Annotated in this window: 17 protein-coding genes; 9 read left to right on the plus strand and 8 right to left on the minus strand. The window is 48.4% G+C overall.

The window, feature by feature from the left end; all coding sequences use genetic code 11:
- The first annotated feature begins 13 nt into the window (after positions 1–13).
- Both JRJ22_RS06545 and JRJ22_RS06550 read left to right on the plus strand, forming a co-directional pair.
- The gene (locus JRJ22_RS06545; RefSeq protein ID WP_206103746.1) at positions 14–1,441 is read left to right on the plus strand and encodes a glycoside hydrolase family 43 protein; all 1,428 of its coding nucleotides are present in this window, start codon (positions 14–16) and stop codon (positions 1,439–1,441) included.
- Positions 1,442–1,469: 28 nt separating this feature from the next.
- Positions 1,470–2,984: a glycoside hydrolase family 43 protein gene (locus JRJ22_RS06550; RefSeq protein WP_206103747.1), complete on the plus strand. Its 1,515-nt coding sequence runs from the start codon at positions 1,470–1,472 to the stop codon at positions 2,982–2,984.
- A gap of 117 nt (positions 2,985–3,101) precedes the next feature.
- On the opposite strand, the gene JRJ22_RS06555 is transcribed toward JRJ22_RS06550, so the two are convergent.
- A complete protein-coding gene (locus JRJ22_RS06555; RefSeq protein WP_206103748.1) occupies positions 3,102–3,893 on the minus strand; it encodes a helix-turn-helix transcriptional regulator in 792 nt (263 codons plus the stop codon).
- Positions 3,894–4,075: 182 nt separating this feature from the next.
- On the opposite strand from JRJ22_RS06555, the gene JRJ22_RS06560 reads away from it, so the two are divergent.
- The 3 genes from JRJ22_RS06560 (at position 4,076) to JRJ22_RS06570 (ending at position 8,404) form a co-directional block, all read left to right on the plus strand.
- On the plus strand, positions 4,076–5,890 hold the full coding sequence (locus tag JRJ22_RS06560; RefSeq protein WP_206103749.1) for a family 43 glycosylhydrolase: 1,815 nt from the start codon (positions 4,076–4,078) through the stop codon (positions 5,888–5,890).
- A gap of 184 nt (positions 5,891–6,074) precedes the next feature.
- Positions 6,075–7,622 carry a carboxylesterase/lipase family protein gene (locus JRJ22_RS06565; protein ID WP_206103750.1) on the plus strand — a complete coding sequence of 516 codons (1,548 nt, stop codon included), beginning with the start codon at positions 6,075–6,077 and terminating at the stop codon, positions 7,620–7,622.
- Positions 7,622–8,404 carry an alpha/beta hydrolase gene (locus JRJ22_RS06570; protein ID WP_206103751.1) on the plus strand — a complete coding sequence of 261 codons (783 nt, stop codon included), beginning with the start codon at positions 7,622–7,624 and terminating at the stop codon, positions 8,402–8,404. The genes JRJ22_RS06565 and JRJ22_RS06570 overlap by 1 nt, the downstream gene beginning before the upstream one ends.
- A gap of 136 nt (positions 8,405–8,540) precedes the next feature.
- Here the strand turns inward: JRJ22_RS06570 and JRJ22_RS06575 are convergent, their stop codons facing one another.
- Genes JRJ22_RS06575 through JRJ22_RS06585 form a run of 3 tightly spaced genes read right to left on the minus strand, consistent with a single transcriptional unit; the run spans position 8,541 to position 12,255 of the window.
- Positions 8,541–10,331, minus strand: coding sequence for a type 2 periplasmic-binding domain-containing protein (locus JRJ22_RS06575; protein ID WP_206103752.1), 1,791 nt, complete (start codon positions 10,329–10,331; stop codon positions 8,541–8,543).
- A 44-nt stretch (positions 10,332–10,375) separates the two neighbouring features.
- The gene (locus JRJ22_RS06580) at positions 10,376–11,344 is read right to left on the minus strand and encodes a carbohydrate ABC transporter permease (RefSeq protein WP_206103753.1); all 969 of its coding nucleotides are present in this window, start codon (positions 11,342–11,344) and stop codon (positions 10,376–10,378) included.
- Positions 11,341–12,255, minus strand: coding sequence for an ABC transporter permease subunit (locus JRJ22_RS06585; protein WP_206103754.1), 915 nt, complete (start codon positions 12,253–12,255; stop codon positions 11,341–11,343). The genes JRJ22_RS06580 and JRJ22_RS06585 overlap by 4 nt, the downstream gene beginning before the upstream one ends.
- 490 nt (positions 12,256–12,745) lie before the next feature.
- Here JRJ22_RS06585 and JRJ22_RS06590 point away from each other — a divergent pair, with 490 nt between their 5' ends.
- Entirely contained in the window at positions 12,746–13,909 is a 1,164-nt protein-coding gene (locus JRJ22_RS06590) for a glycoside hydrolase family 27 protein (RefSeq protein ID WP_232381049.1), read from the plus strand.
- A 50-nt stretch (positions 13,910–13,959) separates the two neighbouring features.
- Complete coding sequence (locus JRJ22_RS06595) at positions 13,960–14,121, plus strand: hypothetical protein (protein WP_206103756.1); 162 nt, start codon at positions 13,960–13,962, stop codon at positions 14,119–14,121.
- Between the two features lie 18 nt (positions 14,122–14,139).
- On the opposite strand, the gene JRJ22_RS06600 is transcribed toward JRJ22_RS06595, so the two are convergent.
- Positions 14,140–14,970 (minus strand): AraC family transcriptional regulator, encoded by an 831-nt coding sequence (locus JRJ22_RS06600; protein WP_206103757.1) that lies wholly within the window; start codon positions 14,968–14,970, stop codon positions 14,140–14,142.
- Between the two features lie 164 nt (positions 14,971–15,134).
- Between JRJ22_RS06600 and JRJ22_RS06605 the strand changes: the two genes are divergently transcribed.
- A complete protein-coding gene (locus JRJ22_RS06605; RefSeq protein WP_206103758.1) occupies positions 15,135–16,709 on the plus strand; it encodes a glycoside hydrolase family 43 protein in 1,575 nt (524 codons plus the stop codon).
- A 215-nt stretch (positions 16,710–16,924) separates the two neighbouring features.
- Positions 16,925–17,737, plus strand: coding sequence for a glycoside hydrolase family 16 protein (locus JRJ22_RS06610; protein ID WP_206103759.1), 813 nt, complete (start codon positions 16,925–16,927; stop codon positions 17,735–17,737).
- A 17-nt stretch (positions 17,738–17,754) separates the two neighbouring features.
- Here JRJ22_RS06610 and JRJ22_RS06615 read toward each other — a convergent pair whose 3' ends face one another.
- The 3 genes from JRJ22_RS06615 to JRJ22_RS06625 are packed head-to-tail and all read right to left on the minus strand — an operon-like array spanning position 17,755 to position 22,119.
- Positions 17,755–18,720, minus strand: a complete 966-nt coding sequence (locus tag JRJ22_RS06615) for a sugar ABC transporter substrate-binding protein (RefSeq protein WP_206103760.1) — start codon at positions 18,718–18,720, stop codon at positions 17,755–17,757.
- Positions 18,717–20,315, minus strand: a complete 1,599-nt coding sequence (locus JRJ22_RS06620) for a response regulator (protein WP_206103761.1) — start codon at positions 20,313–20,315, stop codon at positions 18,717–18,719. Before JRJ22_RS06620 ends, JRJ22_RS06615 begins: the two co-directional genes overlap by 4 nt.
- A 1-nt stretch (position 20,316) precedes the next feature.
- Complete coding sequence (locus tag JRJ22_RS06625) at positions 20,317–22,119, minus strand: sensor histidine kinase (protein ID WP_206103762.1); 1,803 nt, start codon at positions 22,117–22,119, stop codon at positions 20,317–20,319.
- Between the last annotated feature and the right edge of the window lie 166 nt (positions 22,120–22,285).

Here is a 22,285-nt window from a genome sequence, read left to right on the forward strand (position 1 = left end):
TAGGAGGAAGAAAATGACAGTTCAATTAAATCAGGCCATAGGGAAGGTTCCGCCTAACGGTAATCCGGTGGTAGCAAATCGATACGGGGCCGATCCGTATGCACTGGTATTCAAAGACCGGGTCTATTTGTACATGACCCATGACGCGCTGGAGTACGACGGAAGCGGTGCGATAATAGAAAACACTTACAGCAGTATCAATAAGATTGCGGTAATCTCCTCCTGCGATTTAATCAACTGGACCGATCATGGTGAAATTAGGGTAGCCGGGCCGGATGGGGCGGCCAAGTGGGCTACCCAGTCCTGGGCGCCTGCAGCAGTCCACAAGGTGATCGAAGGCAAAGATAAATTCTTCCTGTACTTCGCCAATAATGCCAGCGGTATCGGCGTTCTGACGAGTGACAGTCCGGAGGGGCCATGGGTTGACCCTATTGGTGAGGCACTTATTTTGCGTTCCACTCCGGGAGTGGAGGATGTAACCTGGCTTTTCGACCCGGCGGTTCTGGTTGATGATGATGGCAAGAGTTACATTTATTTCGGTGGCGGGGTACCGGAAGGACAATACGCGGAGCCGGGCACAGCACGGGTAATGAAGCTGGGAGAGGACATGACCAGCGTAGTAGGTACTGCGGAGGTTATTCCCGCTCCGTTCATGTTCGAGGATGCCGGGATACATAAACGGGAGGGCATCTATTACTATACCTACTGTTCTAATTTCTATGATGGGGAACGTCCGGAAGGCAGTCCTCCTGCGGGAGAGATTGCCTATATGACGAGCAACAAACCCATGGGTCCCTGGACTTATCATAAGACGATATTAAAGAATCCGGGGCATTTTTTCGGAGTGTCAGGCAATAACCATCATGCCATATTCCAATTTCATGATGAATGGTATATTGCCTATCATGCACAAACCTTGTCCAAAGCACAGGGAATTGCGAACGGCTACCGTTCGACGCATCTGGGCCGCATTTTTCATAACGAGGATGGGTCTATCCGGGAGGTTGAAGCAGACTATAAAGGTGTACAGCAAATCAAACCTTTATGCCCGTATCAACATGTGCAGGCGGTGACAATGGGATGGAGCGCAGGCGTAAAGACAGCATTCGAGGCGGCCGCGGGAGAACGGGTAGTAACCGACATTGACAGTGGAGACTGGATCGGGTTAGCCGGTGTCGATTTCGGAAGTAAAGGTGCCGTAGCATTCTGTGCAACTGTCATAAGCCTTGAAGACGGCGGTGCGATTGAACTGCATCTGGATGATCCGGCAGGTCAATTGATTGGCGAACTGCCTGTTCCCGCTGCGAACGGGCCGGTGAAGCAGAGGGAACTTAAGACGGAGGTTAAAGGAGTCGAAGGAACCCGGGACCTGTATCTGGTGTTTATAGGGAATACAGGGACTCCATTATTCCAGCTTGTATCCTGGCAGTTTATGCAGTAGAGGAATACATCCAGGGAGGGACAATACAGTGAATACCGCTACCATAACCAATCCCATTATGTGGGCAGATGTTCCGGATGTTGACGTAATCCGGGTCGGCCCTGCATTCTATATGGTCAGCACAAGCATGCATTCCATGCCGGGCTGTCCGATTATGAAATCGGTTAACTTGAAAGATTGGGAAATTGTGAATTATGTATTTGATACCTTTGAAGATAATGATGCCCATCGGCTGATGGACGGAAGAGGTATTTATGGAAAGGGCTCTTGGGCGGCCTCCCTCCGTTACAAGGACGGGGTATTCTACGTTTGTTTTTCATCCAATGACATGGACCAGTTCTATATCTACCGCACGGAGGATATCGAACATGGAATATGGGAGCGTTCGGTGATACCGGGGCTTCACCATGACCCAGGCTTGCTGCTGGATGACAACGGCCGTAATTATGTGATCTACGGTAATGGGGATATCCGTATTAAGGAGCTGACGGAAGATCTTACAGCCGTGATGCCGGGTGGAACCGATCAGCTGCTGCTCGAAGGCGAACGGAGAGACATCGGTCTGCGGATCGAGGGCTGTCATGCGTATAAGCTGAACGGTTATTACTATTTGTTCTTTATTGAATGGCCGCAAACCGGAAATATGCGCAGACGTCAAATCTGCTATCGTTCGCGCGAGCTTCTGGGTCCCTATGAACGGGAAATTATTCTGGACGATGATCTGGGCTACCATAATAAAGGTGTGGCACAAGGTGGCATTGTTGATACCCCGGATCATGATTGGTATGCTGTGCTGTTCCAGGATCATGATGCTGTCGGGCGGATTCCCTGTGTGCTTCCTGTGAGCTGGGAGAACGATTGGCCGGTCATCGGGATCAATGGCTCAGTTCCTCCCATTGTTGAGACAAAGTTGCCTGTTGCGGAACCGAAGCCTCTGGTAATCAGCGATGAGTTCGACTATGCGTCCAACCGGCTGGCCCTGAACTGGCAGTGGAACCATAATCCTGACAATGGGTTATGGTCTGTAACAGAGCGGCCGGGCCATCTGCGGCTCCACACCGGTCCATTAACAGACAGTATTCTATTTGCACGCAATACGCTGACGCAACGTACGGAAGGTCCGGCCTGCAGCGCGGAGACAGTGGTTGAGATTTCGGGAATGAAGCCCGGTGACCGGGCAGGGATGGTAGCCCTACAGAATGGTTTTGGCACGATTAGGATTGCAGCCGGGGAGCCGGGACAGTTCAGCATTGATATGTGTGTTAACGGCGGAGAAGGCCGCGAGGAGACGGTGGAGAGTATCGTGTTTACCGGTGAGCGGGTTTATCTCAAAATTGACTTCAATTTTGAGGATAGCCTTGACCAGGCACATTTCTTCTATTCGGAAGACGGGACAGCGTGGAAGCCCGTCGGCCGGACGCTGCATATGAAATACACGCTGGATCATTTTATGGGATACAGAATTGGACTGTTTAATTATGCGACTCATCAGTCCGGCGGTTATGCGGATTTCGATTATTTTCATTATCATAGGCGGAATTAGGACTAGGTCTGTAGACGTACAGAGCTAACTATGCCACAAATGACAATGCAAAGGGCGGCCACGTATGGACCGCCCTTTGCATTGGATATAAACGGCTTGGGTTGTTAATCGTTTGCTTTATAGTTCTAACCCGGCCTTCGGTTCTTTGGAGGCGAGTTTTTCCCGGTAAGCCTTGGGGGAGTAACCTGTAAGCTGCCGAAACTGTCTGCAGAAATGCTCGACATTGGCATAACCGCAAAGCGTTGCGACTTCAGCAATTTTATGCGGACCGAAGCCAAGCTTTTCTTTGGCCAAACGGATCCGGCAATGAATGACATCCTCCATGCAGGAGATACCGAAGGTGGATTTATATATCGTTTGCAGATAGCCTGCACTGATATGCAGATACTCTGCCATTAAGGAAACAGTCCAAGGCTGGCCGGGGTTATTGTAAACAGTCTTGCGCAAGTTCAGAAGATTATAGTATTGCGGGCTCAGCTTATCTTGGGACGCTTCGCACAGCTTATTAAACATAATTCTAAACAGGTAGTCAATGGAAAGCTCCCGGTAATCATTCTGAAAAGTATGTTCAAAGGTCAACAGCTGAAACAGCTGGTGGCAATAGCTGGGGTCCGGAAGTGAAAATGGAATGCCGACAGGCAAGGCGGTTTCTGTAATATAGGACTCATCCGCATCAAAACGGACCCAGTCATTAATATATTTATTGGAGCAGGCACGGTAATAAATTTTGTGCTTAGGCGGATAAAGAACAACGGAGTGGGCCGGGAACTCTTTCAATTCTCCGTGCACTTCAAACAATGCCGCAGTTTGGGTGAGCACCAGAAGCCAGGCATCATGGCCACCGGGTATGCTGAACACAAAATCTTCAGAATGAGTAGCGTCGAATTCGACATAATGAATTTTTGGCATCAGTTTCTCCTTTCTTCGGATACATCAATTAATGGACAGGATAGATCATTGTTTGGAATTCAGTATTTTTCTATAATTATATTGCAAATCAAGGTAATTTGGAGATTATTTCTGAATTCTACCACAGAATATGATTTTCTGGTCATTAGAAATTATCAATAATGAAGGAAGGATGTTTGTTAATGATAGCACATCAAAAGGAAGAGCGGAATTATATCCTTTGCTATACCCGGTTACCGCAGGAGGATATGGTGTATGCTCCGAAACTGGCGCACAGCATGCATTTGGCCTATTGCAGCGACGGGCTTCTTTTTCAGGAATTAAACCATAATTCGGGGGTTCTATTCGCCAGAGCGACAGAGAACGAGGATGGCACACTCCGGGCCAAGAGCCTGAAGAATCCGTATCTGTTTCACACCTCCGAGGGGAATTTCGGGGTGATTGCAGTCCGTACGGAGGCGGAAGGCGAAGCCGATGCAGAGAGCAAGGGGAAAGTGCTGCTGTTCTCCTCTGTTGATTTGCTGCAGTACAACGAAGTTGGACTGCTGGAGCTTAAGGCAGATACCTTTGTAAGCGATGTCTCCTGCGAATACGATACCGGCCGGAAAGGCTATCTGATCCGCTGGATCGATGAGCTGGGGAACGGCTATCAGAATTTTATAGCCGATATCATGAGCATGAAGGATATCTCCGCACCGGAAGCGGCACAGCCCTTTACTCTAGACACAGTGCTTTCCGATATTGAAGGGATTCTGCCGCGCAACTACATCCCGGTATCCAAGGATATAGCCCGCAGGCTCTACTGTAAGCTTACGGTTCCGACCAACATTGCCATTGAAGTTCCGGACCGCGTGAGAGCGGCATCGGAATCGGATTTGCAAGAGATCCGGGCGACGGCTCTGTACAGCGACGGCACCAAAGCACTGAAGAGAGTGGACTGGAATACGGATGAAATCGATTGGGAGCAGGCGGGGACCTATAGAATTTCCGGTGAAGTTCATCAGGATCATTATCCGTTTCCAATTGCGTTCGACCGTGCAGACCCCTGCATTGCCAAATGGAAAGGAAAATATTATTTCATTGCCACGAACGATGCAGACCAAAATCACACGTTATATATGCGGGAAGCCGATACGATCCCTGGGCTGGTAGATGCCGAGGAAGCACTGATTCTGGATTCGAATACCTATGAGCAGATCGGCGGGCTGCTGTGGGCGCCGGAATTCCATATCATTGAGGATGAACTTTATATCTTTCATGCGGCAACACCAGGTGAGTTCCTGTATGAAGAGTCGCATGTCATGAAGCTGCGGCCAGAAGGGAATCCGATGTGCGCTGCTGACTGGTCGATGCCTAAGCGTGTAGTAAAGAATGATGGTACATATTTGTGTGAAGCGGGCAAGACGATTTCCCTCGATATGACCGTAATACAATGGAACGGAGAGTATTACGCCGCATGGTCGGAGCGCCAGTTCGTGCCTGTCGATCTTGGAGCCTGGATCTATATTGCCAGAATCGACCCGCAGGAGCCGTGGAAGCTGACCAGTGATCCGGTGCTTTTGACAAAACCCGATTACGGGTGGGCCAATAATCATACCTTTGTAGATGAAGGACCGTTCGCTCTCTACACCGATGAGAAGTTATTCTTGACCTTTGCCAGCGCGGCGGTGGATGCAACCTATGTTGTGGGTCTCTTGACGGCTGACAAGGGTGCGGATTTGCTGGATATCCGCAGCTGGACCAAAGGCAATTACCCGCTGCTGACCTCCAGAAGTGTACCGGGGGAATATGGACCGGGCCACAATTCCTATGTGACCGATGAGGATGGAGTCATTTGGAATGCTTACCATGCAAGACCGGGGATTGACGGACCCAGAAGTTCCGGCATCCGCCGCGTGCATTTTGACATTGACGGTGTTCCAGTCCTGGATCTGACAGAGGATAAGGATCTGAACCGGGAGCTGAAAAAGGTAACTATAGAAGTAACCGTGAGTTAAACCGCGGTTTAGCTGGGGGCGGCGGATGCGGCTGTTTGCTGTTCAGCGGCGTCACCCCCAAGCGGTATGTCAAATATGCGAAGCGTCAATCGGTCATCAGTCGACTTCAGCAGAGGAAGCTCTTCCTCTGCTGATCGAATAAACAAAAAAAAGCAGACGTTTGTATTCAGAGAGGAGTAACGGTATGTTAAGAGAAGTACGTGTTGAAAGCGGTATTGTTCAAGGACTGCCGGCAGCTGATCCGCGTATCACCAGCTTTAAGGGAATTCCGTTTGCAGCCCCGCCTGTAGGAGAGAACCGCTGGCGTGCTCCCCAGCCTGTACCACACTGGGAAGGAAAATTGAAAGCGTTTGATTTTGCCCCGATTTCGATGCAGGCCCCGACTGTTATAGATGTGAATAATATTTATACCCGCGAATGGTCGGTCGATCCCGATCTTCCCATGGATGAGGACTGCCTTTATCTGAACGTCTGGACACCGGCCCATAGCTCGGGTGAGAAGCTCCCTGTCTTTGTATGGTATTTTGGCGGAGGACTTCAGGTTGGCCATACAGCGGAAATGGAGTTTGACGGTGAACGTATTGCCCGCAGGGGGGTTGTCGTTGTGACCGTGAATTACCGCCTGAACGTGTTTGGCTTCCTGAGCCATGCCGAGATCACTGCCGAATCCCCCGGTGCTCCCGCGAATTTCGGACATCTGGATCAACAGGCGGGCACGCAGTGGGTGAAGCGCAATATCGCTGCTTTTGGCGGAGACCCTGACCAAATCACAATAGGGGGACAATCGGCCGGCGGCGCAAGTGTGATGAGCCAACTAACCTCGCCGCAGAATGAAGGATTGTTTCAGCGGGCCGTGGTTATGAGCGGCGTCTTTACTCCGCTGTATCCCGGCAACGCGATGCCTCCGCTAGACCGTACCCTAAGGCAGGCTGAAGCGGAGGGAGCAGCCTTCTTTGAATTCATAGGGGTGTCTACTCTGGAAGAGGCCCGCAAGCTGGATGCCGTATATATCCGCGATAAAATGCTGGAATACGGCCACTTCTGGGGAACGGTCATAGACCAGGTGTACTGTCCCGGTAATCCGTATGACCTTTTTCTGAAGGGGCAGCACCACAAGGTCCCGGTCATGCTGGGAAATACCTCTTCCGAATTTATGAGCGCTCCAGGTGCAGGCACCGTGGAGGAATTCAGAGCCATGGCTGTTGAAATGTTTGGCGGGGAAGCCGAAGTGTATCTTAAGCTATGCGCCTTTGATACAGGAAATCTGGAGGAAATGATCCAAAAAGCTTCCGTGAATAATATTGAATATGCGGCCCGTGTTGCCATCAAGGCCAATAGTGATTCCGGCAGCGGTGTTCCGATGTACTATTACAATTTTGATGCGGACATTCCGGGCTGGGATGATCCCGGAACCTTCCACTCGGTGGATCTGTGGTTCCACTTCGAAACGCTGGCCAAATGCTGGCGGCCTTTTGTGGGCAAGCATTATGATCTTGCCCGCCAGATGTGCAATTATTTGGCCTATTTCATTGGCACGGGCGATCCGAACGGCAAAGATTCGACTGGCGAGGAATTGCCTCTCTGGAAACCGTGTACGCCGGAAATGCCTTACGGCATGGTGTTTGCAGACCAGGCAGTGCCGATGGAGGAGCCTCCGGGTGAGGTCATGCAATTTCTGGTTGAGCAATATTTCAATCGGCAAGCCATCCATACAGAGAGGAATGAGCGGTAATGAACGAGAGTTATCGGAAGTATACGATACAAACAGCCGGATATGATACGGAGAGGGATGGCATTGTGCGGGGAGAAATTCATACTATTGAATATCCCTCCAGAGCGGTTGGCAGCACCCGGAAGGCAATGGTATATACGCCACCCGGTTATTCCGCAGAACAGGCGTACAGCGTCTTGTATCTGCTGCACGGGATTGGCGGAGATGAGACAGAATGGTACAACCACGGCAAGCCCCAGATCATTCTGGATAATCTGTATGCGGATCAAATGCTGAAGCCTATGATTGTTGTACTTCCGAACGGGCGGGCGATGCTGAATGACCGGGCGGAAGGAGATATTTTTGCTCCTGACAAGATCCAGGCCTTCGAAACCTTCGAATCGGATTTGCTCCATGATCTTATCCCTTATATTGAAATGAATTATTCGGTCTTGACGGACCGGATGCACCGTGCCATTGCCGGATTATCCATGGGCGGAGGGCAATCTCTGAATATTGGTCTGAGCAATCTGGACCGTTTCGCCTGGATCGGGGCGTTCTCTCCGGCTCCTAATACGAAGCTGCCTGAGCTGCTGCTCCCGGAACCTCAGAAGACTGCAGAGCTACTAAGTCTGCTCTTTATATCGTGCGGGGATCTGGACAGTCTTAAGAATGTCAGCGACCGGACGCATGCGTATTTGTCGCAGCATTCCGTGCCGCATATCTGGGTGGAAGAAAACGGCGACCATGATTGGCCGGTCTGGAAGAACGGCTTATATCAGTTCTCGAAGCTTATTTTTTAGCTGACCGCTCAAGGATAACCGCTGCTTGAAGCCGTATACAACAAGGGGCGTTCCCGGCAGACCATTATGGCTGCCGGGAACGCCCCTTATTTTTGATTAGAGCAGGTTATACGCAAAGTGCTTGGTGGGACGATGATTATTTGTTTGCGACTGCATCGGCACGCATTTTAACAATTTTTTGTGCTCTTTCCGTATCTACGGCAAGGACATCATTCCAGCCGAGACCGACCACATCGTCCTTCAGCTTGGTCCAGAGCTTATCGAATTCTGCCTGGTCCTTGGCGAATATCATTTTCCAGGAGGTGTTCTTCACATAATCCGAGATCTGGCTCCGTTTATTCTTAATGTCCGAGGAGTCCGACCCGAGACTTGTATTAATATTTGGCACGATATCGATCATATTGTTTTTCTGATAGTATTCTGTCGGAGTGGTTGCATTATAAGTTTTCTGCCATTCCGTAGTCAGAACTGTCTTGTTTGCTTCTATGGTTGAGCTCCAATAAGTGTTGTTGTAGAATTCTTTCGTATCCGGATCTACCACAAAGTCGCTCATAATCATAGTGTTGATCTTACTCTGTCCGTCTTGATATCCGCCGCCGCCGTATTCTTCAGGAACGGGGGTGTTATCCTGGAAGGCGGTTTGGCCTACAGGTGTTAGCTTAAACTTGCCGTCGGCTGTCTTTTCGTAGTTGAAGCCTTCAAATCCATTGGTATAGTAGCGCAGGCCTTCAGGAGAGCACAGCCAATCCATGAATTCAATAATTCTGTCCGGATCCTTTGCTTTTGAACCTACAGCAAATACTCTTCCGTTCCCGAAGTAGGCATCACTATTCTGGATAATATGAGTATCAGCAATCGGAATGGCAACATTGCCGTCACCTTTATTGCCTCTTTCAATGGTATTGTAGAAGCCTCTTTGCCATGAATACCATAAGAGCAGAACCTGTTTGTTAGTCAGCTTTTCAGCGACTTTATTCCAGTCCTGGGAAGGTGAGTCCTGGTCCACCAGCCCCATCTGATTGGCGTCAAAATAGAACTTGAGGATTTTTTTGTACATACTGTTGTCGTCAACGAGAGGAACAATATCGCCTTTTGCATTTAATTGTATGGTCGAGGTTCCGTCCGGCTGTTCATAACCATACCAGTTACTGAGCCAGCGGACATTTTCCATACTACCGTTGTCCCAGTCCTTCCACAAGGTAATCGGAACGATCGGTTTGCCGTCAGGTGTCTTAGGATATTTCTCCTGCATCTGCTTCAATGCATTCAGAAGATCGGTCAGATTGTTCAGCTTGGGAGCTCCTATCCCCTTGTAATAGTCCCAAGGCATAAGCGGACTGGAGTAAGGGAGTTCTTCCGAGAAGGTTGTCGGGGAAGTGTCCGATGTAAAAGTCGGCAGCGCATAAATCTTGCCATCCGGATTGATGTGTTGGAATGCAGCATTGAAAGGCTTGAAGTGATTGTCTACATATTTGGACAAGTACTCCGTATTCTTGATCTTATCCGTGATATCCATAATCATACCTGCCGGAATCAATTCCTCCAGCTGACTGTTATCAATAATCAGGAGGTCTCCCAGATCTCCCGATGCCGATCTAGTCTTGTATAGCTGATCGCCGGCAACCTGTGGAGACAGAATATTTAAGGTGATATTGAACTTATCCTTGATCAGCTTTCCGTACCATCCGGTCTGCTCCCCCTGGTAATTTGCCGCGTTGTCAAATACGGTAATGGTCAGCGGTTTGCTGTGGTCGATCCCTGTACCTGGACTGGATGACTCGGTTGCAGTACCCGGATCGGGTGATCCCGTTGCTGTACTCGCATTGTTAGAATTACCGCTACATCCGCTCAATGCTGTTGTTACCAGAAGCAAGGTGGTGCCAAGCAGCATTGAGGATTTTCTTGCCAGCTTATTGTTTCTGTTCATGTACAGCCCCCCAAATGATTAATTTATCATCATCATCGTGCATATTAACCTTTAACTGCACCAATGATAATTCCTTTTACAAAAAACCTTTGGAAAATCGGATAAACGAGCAAAATAGGTGCAACAACGATGATGGTAACGGTCATCCGAATGGATGTGGTGGTTTGCTTGGTGGCCAGACTTGCCATTGCTGTGGACCCGGCATTTTGCAGATTGACCATGGTGGATAAGGAACTGGCCTGATTGATGTAGTTATACAGGATGAATTGCAGGCTGTACAATTTGCTGTCCGTAACCAGCAGCAGGGTATCCTGAAAGGAATTCCACTGGTTCACAGCCGAGAATATGGCGACGGTAGCCAATATAGGTTTGCTGATAGGCAGGATAACCTTATAAAAGATCGTTATAATCCCGGCACCGTCAATGCTGGCCGCCTGCTGCAATTCCTTCGGCGTGGATTCTACAAATGTCTTCACAAGAATGATGAAAAATGGAGCTACGATAGACGGCAGAATGTATGCCAGGAAATTGTCGGTGAGGTGCAAGGATCTCATGGTCAGGTACCACGGGATAATACCGGCATTAAAAAACATCGTAATAATGGTAAACCGGTACCAGAATTTTTTCCCCCACATATCCTCCTGGGCAAACATAAATCCCAAAAAGGCAGAGGCTCCGACCGTCAAAAGGGTGCCTATTACTGTTCTCCCCAAAGAAATGACAAATGCATTCCACAGTCCCGGTATTTTAAACACGTCAACATAGTTCTGGAAATGAATCCCCCTCGGCCAAAACGCAATTTCACCTTTGGCGCTGAGATCGTTGGCGCTTATGGTATTGATAATGATGGAGTAGAACGGGTATACACATATAAATGCAAAGAGAGAAAACAGGACATAGATTACAGCGGAAATCACCTTGTCGGTTGGACCGACCTGCATTTTTATTTTTTTGGAGGGGCGGCTGTTATTTTTTTTGGCAACCGGTGTTATTCCTGTCGGGTTGTCACTCATACGATGCCCTCTCCTCTTAATAATTTGGACAGCCCGTTTACGGAAAAGAGAAGCGCAACACTAATCAGGCTTTTCAACATACTGATCGCAACGGAAACGGAATAGCTGCCGCCACCCATAGCCAAGTTGTACACGTATAAATCCAATACCTGAATGGTGTCTTTATTGAAGGCATTCTGGAAAACGAAATATTGCTCCAGCCCATTGTTCAGGAAGCTGGCAATCTGGAGCATCAATAGCACAAAATAAGTCGGCAGCATACTTGGCAAAACCACATGCCGGATGACCTGCATTCTCGTCGCACCATCTACATAAGCCGCTTCATAAAGAGATTCATCAATCCCCATAATGGCAGCGATATACAGTATGGCTGACCAGCCTAGTGATTTCCATGTAATCCAGAACCACATCGAAATCCAGACATGGTCCGAGCTCTGAAGGAAGAGTACAGGGGAGTCGATCAGCCCCATCTGGGTCAAAAAGCCGTTGACGACACCTTCACTTGAAAACATGGAAAAAGCCAGGGAATAGACCAGTACCCAACTGATAAAGTTTGGAAGAGTGGTTACAGTCTGGATAAATTTGCGGAAACGGACGGCTTTGATCTCTGTCAGGAAAATGGCAAAGATCATGGGGAGCCAAGAGAAAAGTATACTCAGCCCGCTAATGCCGAAGGTGTTTTTGATGACCTGCACCAGCTGGTCAACTTTCACCTGATTTTCTACCAAGGAATGAAACCATTTGAAACCGACAAATGGTGCTTTTGACAGCGGTATCGGCGGCATATAGTCAAAGAATGCATATACCCATCCATAGAGGGGGTAGTAGGAAAAGACAGCAAGTAATGCCATAAAAGGCGAAATATAAAGAAACTTTCGTATAGAATTGCTTCTCATGCTGTGACTACGCATCGGTTCACTCCCCCTTTGTATAATAATTGGAGCTTTCAACAGGGTGGCTATACCCTAAACCTGCTGGCCGGTATGCTGTCCTCCTTCCGTTAGTAATTACCTAATCTGAACGTTATGTTGCTAATATCCTTCCTCGATGTTAGCGCTTACATAACTATGCAACTATAATAAATTATCATTTTCTTTCAAACAATGACCTATCCTCACGACTTATTGATCTATCATTAGATAAAACCGGTATAGGATAACAGTCACAAGCTAAATTTTACATAATATTGAATAATTTAAAATTATTTATATAAAACAGCTGCGTTGTCCCTTTAAGGACCGAAGGGAAGCTGAAGGAAGCTTTTCAGGAGAAAAGCAACAAATGTACATGTGAAAGCAACGTCAAGCTATAGATCGCAAGAGTCGTCTATGATTAAATACATAAAGAATATAGCCACTGATCTTACACTAAACATTCCGGTTACACGAAAGGATGAATACTTTGACGAACAAACAACAACTCGGCCTGACGCCACCCATGGGGTGGAATTCCTGGAACACGTTTACCTGGGACATTAACGAACAGCTTATCCGGGAGGCTGCAGATACACTGGTTGCAGAAGGGTATAAAGAGGCGGGATACGAGTACATTGTAATTGATGATTGCTGGAGCCTGAAAGAGAGGGACAAGGATGGCAAGCTGGTTGCCGACCCGGTCAAATTCCCGAACGGAATGAAGGCGCTTGCAGACTATATCCATTCTAAGGGATTAAAGTTTGGGATGTACTCTTGTGTAGGAACACATACATGCGCAGGATATCCCGGGAGCTTTGAGCATGAATTTCAGGATGCCGAATTACTGGCTGAATGGGGCGTAGATTTCTTAAAGTATGATTACTGCTTCAAGCCAAGACATATCTCAGGGGAACTGCTGTATAAACGAATGAGTCTCGCGCTTAAAAACTGCGGAAGAGACATTCTGTTCTCGGCATGCAACTGGGGCGAGGACAATGTATATCACTGGATTCGTGAATCAGGCGCCCATATGTACCGGTCCACAGGGGATATTCAGGATAGCTGGGATTCTATCAAGGGTCTGGCTTTGTCACAGCTTGATAAAGCCTGTTATACAGGCGCATATTGTCATAATGATATGGATATGCTGGTTGTCGGCATGTACGGAGGCAGCAACAGCGACTTTATCGGAAGCCAGATCGGCGGTTGCAGTGATGTGGAGTACAAGACCCATTTTTCATTATGGAGCATGATGGGATCTCCGCTGATGATTGGCAGTGACATCCGCAAGGCCAACCAGGCCACCAGGGATATTCTGTTGAACGGGGATTTGATTGCCATTAATCAGGATGTGGAAGGCCGCGGTGCTTACCGCATCAAGCCGGAACCGCAATGGTTTCATGCCGATGATGTGTTTATGCTGGTGAAAGTGTTAACAGACGGAGATGTTGCCATAGGCTTCTTCAACTTAAGTGATGGTCAAAGGGAAATGTCGCTGCAATTCTGGGATATCGGGCTGCCCTATGCTTCCGGTAAATCACTGTCGCTCTATGACTGCTGGGAGCATAAAGAAATCGGCATATTTAAAGAAAGATATGCTCCCGTAGTTTCGGCTCATGATTGTCTGATTGTGCGGGCGAAACTGGTATAAAGGATCTCATGAACATGAATAGGACATGCAGAACCTGCGGAGTTCCCTTAATGACCGATGATGTAGCGATCTACCTGAAGCTGGTTACGCGAAATGCCCAAGATTTCCTGTGTATAGACTGTCTTGGCGAGCACCTGAAATGCGGCCGCAGCCCCATTGAGAAATTGATAAAATATTTCCGGGAATCCGGGAATTGTGTGCTGTTTCGCTAAGCTGGATTTTTGATAGATTTAGATCAAAATATCAGGACTGGCTGACGCAGGATGCTCCATGATGAGCTTTCTATATTGCGACGGAGTGTATGAGGTTGCTTTTTTGAATACCTTTGAAAAATATAACGGGTCCTGATAGCCCACCGAATAGGCTAATGACTGGATGGACAACTGTGCATTCTTCAACAATTCGCAGGCTCGCCGAATCCTGAAGGTGGTCAGATAACCGGATATGGATATGCCGTTCTCTTCCTTGAACAGACGGAATAAATAGCTGCGCTCAATATTCACAAATTCGACTACGTCCAGAACCGATAATGAAGGCTTCCAGAAGTTGCTTTCAATGAATTCCCTTGCGGATAAAGCATAATCCTTTTTGAGAAAAGCTTGATCACTAGGGTAGTGTTCCATGTAATAGGACATCAAAAGATGCAGCCCTGCATCTGAACGCTCCCGTTCGAACGGCTCCATTCCGGCAGTTCTGACCATTTGATACAGTGGCTTGAAATCTTGCGGCGAGGCCTCCAAGACCGGATGATCAGGTGTAATCTGAATCATCGACACAAGGCGTGAGGCCTCCAGCCCGTTAAATTCAATCCAATAATACTCCCACGGATCCTGCGGATCGGGATAATAGTAGATTTCCATATTAGGGAAAATGATGAAGCTTTGGCCCGCCGTTAAGGAGTAAGTGGCATGGCCTGTTTGTAAGTAGCCCTTACCGCTTACAATATAGTGCAAGGCAAAAACATCGCGGACACCCGGTCCCCATTTGTGTAAATTTGGAGGTTTATATCCGTTTCCTTTACAAATTGAACTCTCTCTGAAACCGGAATACATTGACTTCATAGGCTGCACCTATATCCTTTGCATCTTGTTCATATCTATTATCCTACCAGATAACCGAACTGAACAGTGAGAAATAACTGCAAATTGACGGGTTGTCCGTGGTTATTTGTAAACGCTATACTTAACTTATACACGAAACCATAAATCCGTAAAGGAGTAAAAGAATGACAACTGCTAATAAACAGAATCACCATTCTATTACCTATACTAATCCGATAATGCCTGGGTTTTATCCGGACCCTTCAGTATGCCGGGTAGGGGAAGACTATTATTTGGTGACATCGACATTTGCCTATTTTCCGGGTGTGCCGATTTTTCATAGCCGTGATCTTGTGAATTGGAAGCAGATCGGCAATGTGCTTGACCGCCCCTCACAAGTGAACTTACAGGGAGCCGGGCACTCAGGAGGGATTTTTGCCCCAACGATCCGTTATCATGAGGGCAAATTCTATATGATCACGACCAATGTAACCCATGGCGGGAATTTCGTTGTTACAGCAACCAATCCTGCCGGGCCATGGTCGGAACCCTATTTTATTCAAGGAGCCATAGGGATTGACCCTACGATTTTCTTTGATGACGGGAAAGCCTATTATTTGGGTACAAGACCTAACTCGACCGGAGTACGTTATGACGGCAACTGGGAGGTATGGATCCAGGAGCTGAACTTGGAGACCATGGAGCTTGCAGGGGAGAGTTATGTACTTTGGAGAGGTGCCATGACAGATGTAATTTGGCCGGAAGGGCCGCATCTGTACAAGAAAGACGGCTTCTATTATTTAATGATTGCAGAGGGAGGAACGGGGCCGAATCACGCCGTGACCGTAGCCCGCAGCCGGAAGCTGACAGAAGGCTATACCGGCAATCCGAACAACCCGATCATTACGCATCGTCATCTGGGCAAGCATTATCCGGTAGTTAATGTAGGGCATGCCGATTTGGTTCAGGCTGAAGACGGTCAATGGTTTATGGTGATGCTAGCTTCACGTCCTTATGGAGGCAGCTATAGTAATTTGGGGCGGGAAACATTCCTTGCTTCAGTGATCTGGGAAGATGGATGGCCTGTGGTCAATGAGGGACGGGGAATTCTGGAGGAGCAGGGGGTCATTGGACTAACACCGGTTCCCGTGGAGCCGCAGTTGCGCTGTGACCATTTTGACAGTGACAAGCTGGCACTTAAATGGATGTTCTTAAGGAATCCGCAGGCGGATTTATATTCATTGACAGAACGTAAAGGATATTTACGGCTAAAGCTTAAACCTCAAACGTTCAAGGATCAGGATAATCTCAGCTTTATCTGTCTGCGGCAACAGCATTTTGACTATGCGGCTGCAGCTGTGATGGAGTTTGAGGCGCGGAGCATTCATGAATCGGCAGGTTTGGCGGTCATTCAAAATGAGAAGTTCCATATCCGGTTCGAACGCGTGCTGCAAGATGACAGGCAAGCCGTACGTGTTGTGACCTGTATTAATGGCCTGGAGACGACTGTGGCTCAAGCAGAAGTCGATGGTCCAAGGCTGTATTTAAAAATGGCTGCGAGAGGACAGGAGCTGAGCTTCTATTACAGTCCCGACGGAGATCAATACCATCTGGCTGCTGAACATGTGGATACAAGCAGTTTGAGTACCGAGGTAGCAGGCGGATTTGTAGGCTGCTGCATTGGAATGTACGGCACAAGTAACGGGACGGCCTCTGACAATACAGCAGATTTTGATTGGTTTGAATATGGCGGGTATTAAAGCGAATTTACATCCTAACTAAAACAACTGAATATGGAATAAACGAGGAATCTGAAGGGGGATAGAAGCTCTTTAGGTTCCTTTTTTCTGTCTAAACGTAAAGGTGAACTTTAAGAGGAAATAATTGTACACGAGGAAACTGGGATTATGCTTGGTAAAAAGGTGCTTTGTGCCTTTTCCGGGCCGAAGAGATTAAGCAAAGGAGATGCTGAGCGATGTCGGGATATGATTTTCCGAGAAATGAAACGAAGAAGCCGGGGTATACGCTGGTCTATGAGGACGACTTTGATTCAGGAGATCTGGACCACAGCAAATGGCTTCCCTATTATCTGCCACAATGGAGCAGCCGCGCAAAGACCAAGGCGAATTACCGGTTCGAGGATAGCCAGCTGATCCTGCAAATTACGGAAGATCAGGAGCCCTGGAGTCCCGAATTCAATGGGGGCATAAAGGTCAGCAATCTTCAGACCGGGGTATATTCCGGACCACTCGGGAGCGAGTATGGCCAGCACCGTTTTTCCAGCAGCTGCCGTGTCCGCGAAGAACAGGCGGAGGAGAGATTGTTTACGCCTCATTACGGCTATCTGGAATTGCGGGCGAAGGGGCTTCATACTCCCCATAATTTGTGTGCCCTTTGGATGATCGGATTTGAGGACCATCCGGAGCGATCGGCGGAGATCTGTCCTTTTGAGCTGAAGGGCTGGAATAACGGAAACGCGGAGCGGTCAACCATTGGCTTCGGCCTGCATCCTTTTGGAGATCCGGCCATTGAAGAGGAGTTCTTCGAGCGGGAGTTTCCTATCGACGCCAGCCGGTTTCACATTTACGCGGTAGACTGGACAGCGGATGGCGTCCGATTTTACATCGATAACGAGCTTATCCATCACTCGAAGCAGTCGCCGGACTACCCCATGCAGCTGATGCTGAATATTTATGAGATTCCGCGTCCGGAGAGCGGGGACATGCCAGCGCCTGTCTACCCGAGTGAGTTCAGGGTTGATTATATCCGGTTTTATCAAAGGGATTAGTAAGCTTAGCGAGCCTGCTACTCATGGATCTCCACAATTTCTGTATTGACGAATTCCGGCACTTCTTGTCCTTTGGCTATCGAGAGCAGTGTGCTGATAATGGCTTCCCCCCAGTGCTGTTCATTCTGGGAAATGATCCGGGTAATCTGGCCGTTTATCTGCGATTCCTTTACAGCCGGAGTCAGGCCGAGTGCGATATTGTACCGCTTCAGACCTTTGGCCTTCCAAACGAGAATGGAACTGGAACTGGAAACGAGATCGAGGTTAATCAATGCACTGAAATGCGGGTGGGCGCTGATCATTTGCTCCTGCTGCCGCATCGCGCCTTCTTCTGTGCCATCGTTGTTGCGAATGTCCAGTATATCTATTTCTGACTGGTTCTTCAGATAGTCCTGGAGCCCCGCGAGCCGCTGGCTGAGCCCGAACATATGAGGCATGCCGGATTGGACAAGAATCATCCCTTTGCCGTTCAGAAGTTTATTAACCGCCTGACCTATAATGGCTCCAGTCTCGTAATTGTCTGCACCAATAAAGGCAACCCGCCTGCTGGCGGGAGAATCGGATTCGAAGCAGACCACAGGGATGCCTTTGAGTACGGCTTTGTTGATCACCGGGATTAAGGCTTGCGAGTCGACAGGATCTATGGCAATTCCATCTACTTCCTGTTTGATCATCATCTCCATGATCCGGATCTGCTGTTCCAGGTTGGCTTCATCCGGTGCTTGAACCAGCAGCTTGATGTTGTGGCCTGTGGCGGCTCTTTCCGAATTCTCCGTAATGGTCTCGTATGTTGGATTTACCATCGGGTAGATAATGCCAAAGACAAGAGGAGGTTTGTCAAATTCAGCCGGAGGCGAAGGCGTTATATCCATTAATTCGCGCCTGTCGTTTCTTGTGTTATTGCCTTCGCATCCGCTTAAGAGAAGCAAAACTGCCAGCAGCGGCAGCAAGAAACGTTTTGCCTTTCCTGAGCCTAATTTCATAGATTGCTCCCGCCTTCCCTGACCCTTCCGCCTTGGTCCTCTGCAAAGCCATGCTTCCGGTATTCTGTAGGGGTCATGCCAGTGACTTTCTTAAACAAATTGGAGAAGTAATGCTGGTCGTTGTAGCCTACCTGGAAAGCGATCTCAAATGTCTTGGACCGGGTGGTCTTTAGCAGCTCCTTCGCCTTGCTGATCCGGGTAAAAGTTAAATATTCCGTCATGGTCTGCCCGGTTTCCTGGCTGAAGATCTTACTAAGGTGGCTGGAGCTGACGCCAATCTGTCTGGAAATATCGAAGAGGGAGAGCTGGTCATCATCATAGTGCTGACGGATGTGCAGCTTTACTTTGTCTATCAGCTCTCCGTATTTATCCGAACCTTCCAGCCGCCATTTCCATAATTGCTCCAGCAGTGTAAGCAGGTAATACTGACACTCCTCGAAACTTGCGATATTGCGGATCTGCTGCTGCAGATCTTTCATCATGTCCTCCGTATTTCTGCCTGTGTGAAAGCTTTTCTTGGCCGTGAGAACCATTTCAAGCGTAAGATCGTTGATTAAATAATACGCGTACATGGAATCCCAGCTTATGCTGCTCATCTCTGCGGTAAACTGCCGGATAAAGGCCGGTGCTTCTTTTGAAGAGCCGAGCTTTAGGAAATCAACCAGCCGGTTCCGGTCCAAAAGCACTCTGTTTGCTGGAGAATCAAAGGAGGCCGCCCACAAAGCAGCTTTATTTTGCTTAGAGATCTTCTTCCAGGTTTTCTCTTCCTCAGCTTCCAGATAGGAAATATGGATTCCCTGCAACCGGTCCTGTACATTGCCGAGTGATAGGGACAGAACACAGTTAAATGAGGCCTTCAGCTTCATGTTCAAGCTATCTGTAAAGGCTTTCATCTTGCTGGAAAGCTCTTCTTTCCGGCTTCCCTTCAGAATGACTACAGTTTCTGTACGGCTTCTTTTATACATGAAAATGTCCTGCAGTTCACTCAGCCGTTCGTCTATCAGTTGTTGGGCGGACTGGCATGCTGCATGATCGATTTCTGTTTCCTGCGGATCGGAAGGGGACAAGGCTAGAATGGCGACCGCATAATAGGGAGTGGTAAGCTGCAATTCCAGCTGATCCGCTGCTTCAATGGCGGCTGCGGTGCCGATAAGTCCGCCGCACAGATCCGCAAACAGCTTTTCAGGAGTGTAGGCATATCGTCTTTTCAAGCGCTGTTCTTCATCAATTCGGGCACTTACCGCATGTAGCAGCTGGATAAGGTCCGCAGAGCTGAACGGCTTCAGGCAATAATCTTCCACGCCGAGCCGCAGCGCGGTCTGTGCATACTGGAAATCGTTGTGTCCGCTCAGGATGATAATCTTGATCTGCGGGAGCCGCTGGCGGACGACGGAACTAAGCTCGAGCCCGTCCATAAAGGGCATTTTGATATCGGTAATGAGAATGTCAGGAATCTGCTGTTCAATCAGCGGCAGGGCCAATTCGCCGTCAGGTGCATCTCCACAATAAATGAACCCCTCCTTCTCCCAATCGACACACTCCCGTATACTTTCACGAATCAGAATTTCATCATCGACCAGCATTACCTTCTTCATGTCAAGCCCCCTTGTTCTTGGGTATGCGGACAGAGATTGTTGTCCATTCCCCGTCTGAGCTGTCCAGCTGCAATCCATATTCTTCACCGAAATATAGGCGCAGACGCTGATGCACATTCAGCAGCCCGAAACCGCCTTCCGTAAGATCGCTCTCTTCTGCCTGGGCGGGCTGATTCAATTGGCTCCTAAGAAGAGCCAGCCGCTCGGGGGAGATGCCGATGCCGTTATCCGTGACGGTGAGTACGACCGATGAATGACCTTCCGCATAACCGCTGACCGTAATCAATCCTTTGCCTCGTTTATTCTTGATTCCATGATAAATTGCATTCTCAATCAGCGGCTGCAGTGTCATATTGAGAATCGGATACTCCTCAAGCTCTGGTTCCACTTGAATCTGATACTCGAGAATATCCCGGTACCTCATCTGCTGGATGATCAGATAGCTCTGAGCATGCGCCAGCTCTGTACGGATCATGACCCAATCCCGCCCTTTGTTCAGACTGAGCCGAAAGAATTGAGACAGCGCTTTTACCAGATGGATGACACTATCATTCTTGCCCGCTTCAGCCAGCCAGACGATGGAATCCAGCGTATTGTACAGAAAATGGGGATTGATTTGCGCCTGAAGCGTACGCAGCTCCGCCTTTTGCAGCAGCTGCTGCTCCTTAATGCTTTGCTCCAGCAGCCCCTTGATTTTTTCGACCATGATATTGAAGCTTTGACCGAGATCGGCAATTTCATCATTGCCCGAAGGTTTGACTTTTGCCTCCAGATAGCCGCTTGCGGTCAGTCTCATCTTATGCTGAAGCAGCTGGATAGGCTGGGTGAGCTTGCGGGTCAAAAAGAAATGAATGATGATGACGAATACAATGCTGAGCACCACGCTGACAATGATCAGCTGCCGGATCCGGTTAGCCTCAGAGACAATTTCCTGAAGCGGTGCAAGGCCAACTACTTTCCACCCGGTAGTGAGCGAAGGGGTGTAGACAACAAACCATGGCTGTCCCTTTGTATTCAATACAAAGCTGCCTTGGGTAGACCATTCTGGAGCGGAAAAGTTGGTGGAGGTAAGAATATCTAAATCCTGCCTCCCGGCAGTCGGTACATATATAGGATTATTCTCCTGATCAAGGATGCAGAAGAACCCCGTCTTGCCGATATTGACGTTTTCGCCAAATTCCTTAAAGAAGGAATCGTCTAAGTCTATAATGATGAAGCCGATGACTTCATGGGTAATCCGCTGCTTCACGGCCGCTATTATAGAAATAACACCCTGATCCGGGTAAGTAAAGCCATCAACGCGGTCAAAACCGGAGGTCATGGCAGGTGGGACCCTAAGTACCGAATCAGGATACTGGGTTAGGATCTGGAAATGCGGATTGCGCAGCGGATTAATATTGGACTGGAAAACGCCCTTGCGTTCACTTATGCCTTTGCCATACAGGTTAATAAAGCTGATATTCATTACATCCCCATATTTGTAGGTGTCCCTGTAAAGTGCAAAAGTCTGCAGAATCTCCTTGGCTTCCTGATAGGTTTCCGATTGCGAGAACAGGAAGTGGATGACCTGCGGGTTCTTGCTCAGTTCCAGCAGCCGCTCCGTGTCCGTAAACAGATTATCAATATTTCGTCCGAGCGTATCGGCCTGCAGCATCGTTGTCGCTTTACTATGGCGGGAAATCGATTCGTAGGATTTCTGATAGGCGACAAGCCCAACGGCAATCAGCGGAATGGTGGTCAGTATGATAAACAAGACCAGCAATTTTGCCCTCAAACTGGAGGAGATCAAACGTATCATCCTCATCGGTAATATCCCCTCAGTGTAAGATTCACTTCGTTTCAAACCTTAGTGTATAACAAATACCTTCCGCTTGGGAGTGTTAAAGAAAGCGCAATCAAAATCTACACGTTCCAAACAAAAATATACACCAAATTTAATATGAATCCATAAAAACATAAAAAAAGAAAAC

Source organism: Paenibacillus tianjinensis (assembly GCF_017086365.1).
Lineage (GTDB): Bacteria > Bacillota > Bacilli > Paenibacillales > Paenibacillaceae > Paenibacillus_AQ > Paenibacillus_AQ tianjinensis.

Excerpts from the sequence above, each read along its gene's own strand:
- JRJ22_RS06545 (WP_206103746.1), top strand. The coding sequence starts at position 14 with ATGACAGTTCAATTAAATCAGGCCATAGGGAAGGTTCCGCCTAACGGT.
- JRJ22_RS06555 (WP_206103748.1), bottom strand. The coding sequence starts at position 3,893 with ATGCCAAAAATTCATTATGTCGAATTCGACGCTACTCATTCTGAAGAT.
- JRJ22_RS06560 (WP_206103749.1), top strand. The coding sequence starts at position 4,076 with ATGATAGCACATCAAAAGGAAGAGCGGAATTATATCCTTTGCTATACC.
- JRJ22_RS06565 (WP_206103750.1), top strand. The coding sequence starts at position 6,075 with ATGTTAAGAGAAGTACGTGTTGAAAGCGGTATTGTTCAAGGACTGCCG.
- JRJ22_RS06570 (WP_206103751.1), top strand. The coding sequence starts at position 7,622 with ATGAACGAGAGTTATCGGAAGTATACGATACAAACAGCCGGATATGAT.
- JRJ22_RS06575 (WP_206103752.1), bottom strand. The coding sequence starts at position 10,331 with ATGAACAGAAACAATAAGCTGGCAAGAAAATCCTCAATGCTGCTTGGC.
- JRJ22_RS06580 (WP_206103753.1), bottom strand. The coding sequence starts at position 11,344 with ATGAGTGACAACCCGACAGGAATAACACCGGTTGCCAAAAAAAATAAC.
- JRJ22_RS06585 (WP_206103754.1), bottom strand. The coding sequence starts at position 12,255 with ATGCGTAGTCACAGCATGAGAAGCAATTCTATACGAAAGTTTCTTTAT.
- JRJ22_RS06595 (WP_206103756.1), top strand. The coding sequence starts at position 13,960 with ATGACCGATGATGTAGCGATCTACCTGAAGCTGGTTACGCGAAATGCC.
- JRJ22_RS06600 (WP_206103757.1), bottom strand. The coding sequence starts at position 14,970 with ATGAAGTCAATGTATTCCGGTTTCAGAGAGAGTTCAATTTGTAAAGGA.
- JRJ22_RS06605 (WP_206103758.1), top strand. The coding sequence starts at position 15,135 with ATGACAACTGCTAATAAACAGAATCACCATTCTATTACCTATACTAAT.
- JRJ22_RS06610 (WP_206103759.1), top strand. The coding sequence starts at position 16,925 with ATGTCGGGATATGATTTTCCGAGAAATGAAACGAAGAAGCCGGGGTAT.
- JRJ22_RS06615 (WP_206103760.1), bottom strand. The coding sequence starts at position 18,720 with ATGAAATTAGGCTCAGGAAAGGCAAAACGTTTCTTGCTGCCGCTGCTG.
- JRJ22_RS06620 (WP_206103761.1), bottom strand. The coding sequence starts at position 20,315 with ATGAAGAAGGTAATGCTGGTCGATGATGAAATTCTGATTCGTGAAAGT.
- JRJ22_RS06625 (WP_206103762.1), bottom strand. The coding sequence starts at position 22,119 with ATGAGGATGATACGTTTGATCTCCTCCAGTTTGAGGGCAAAATTGCTG.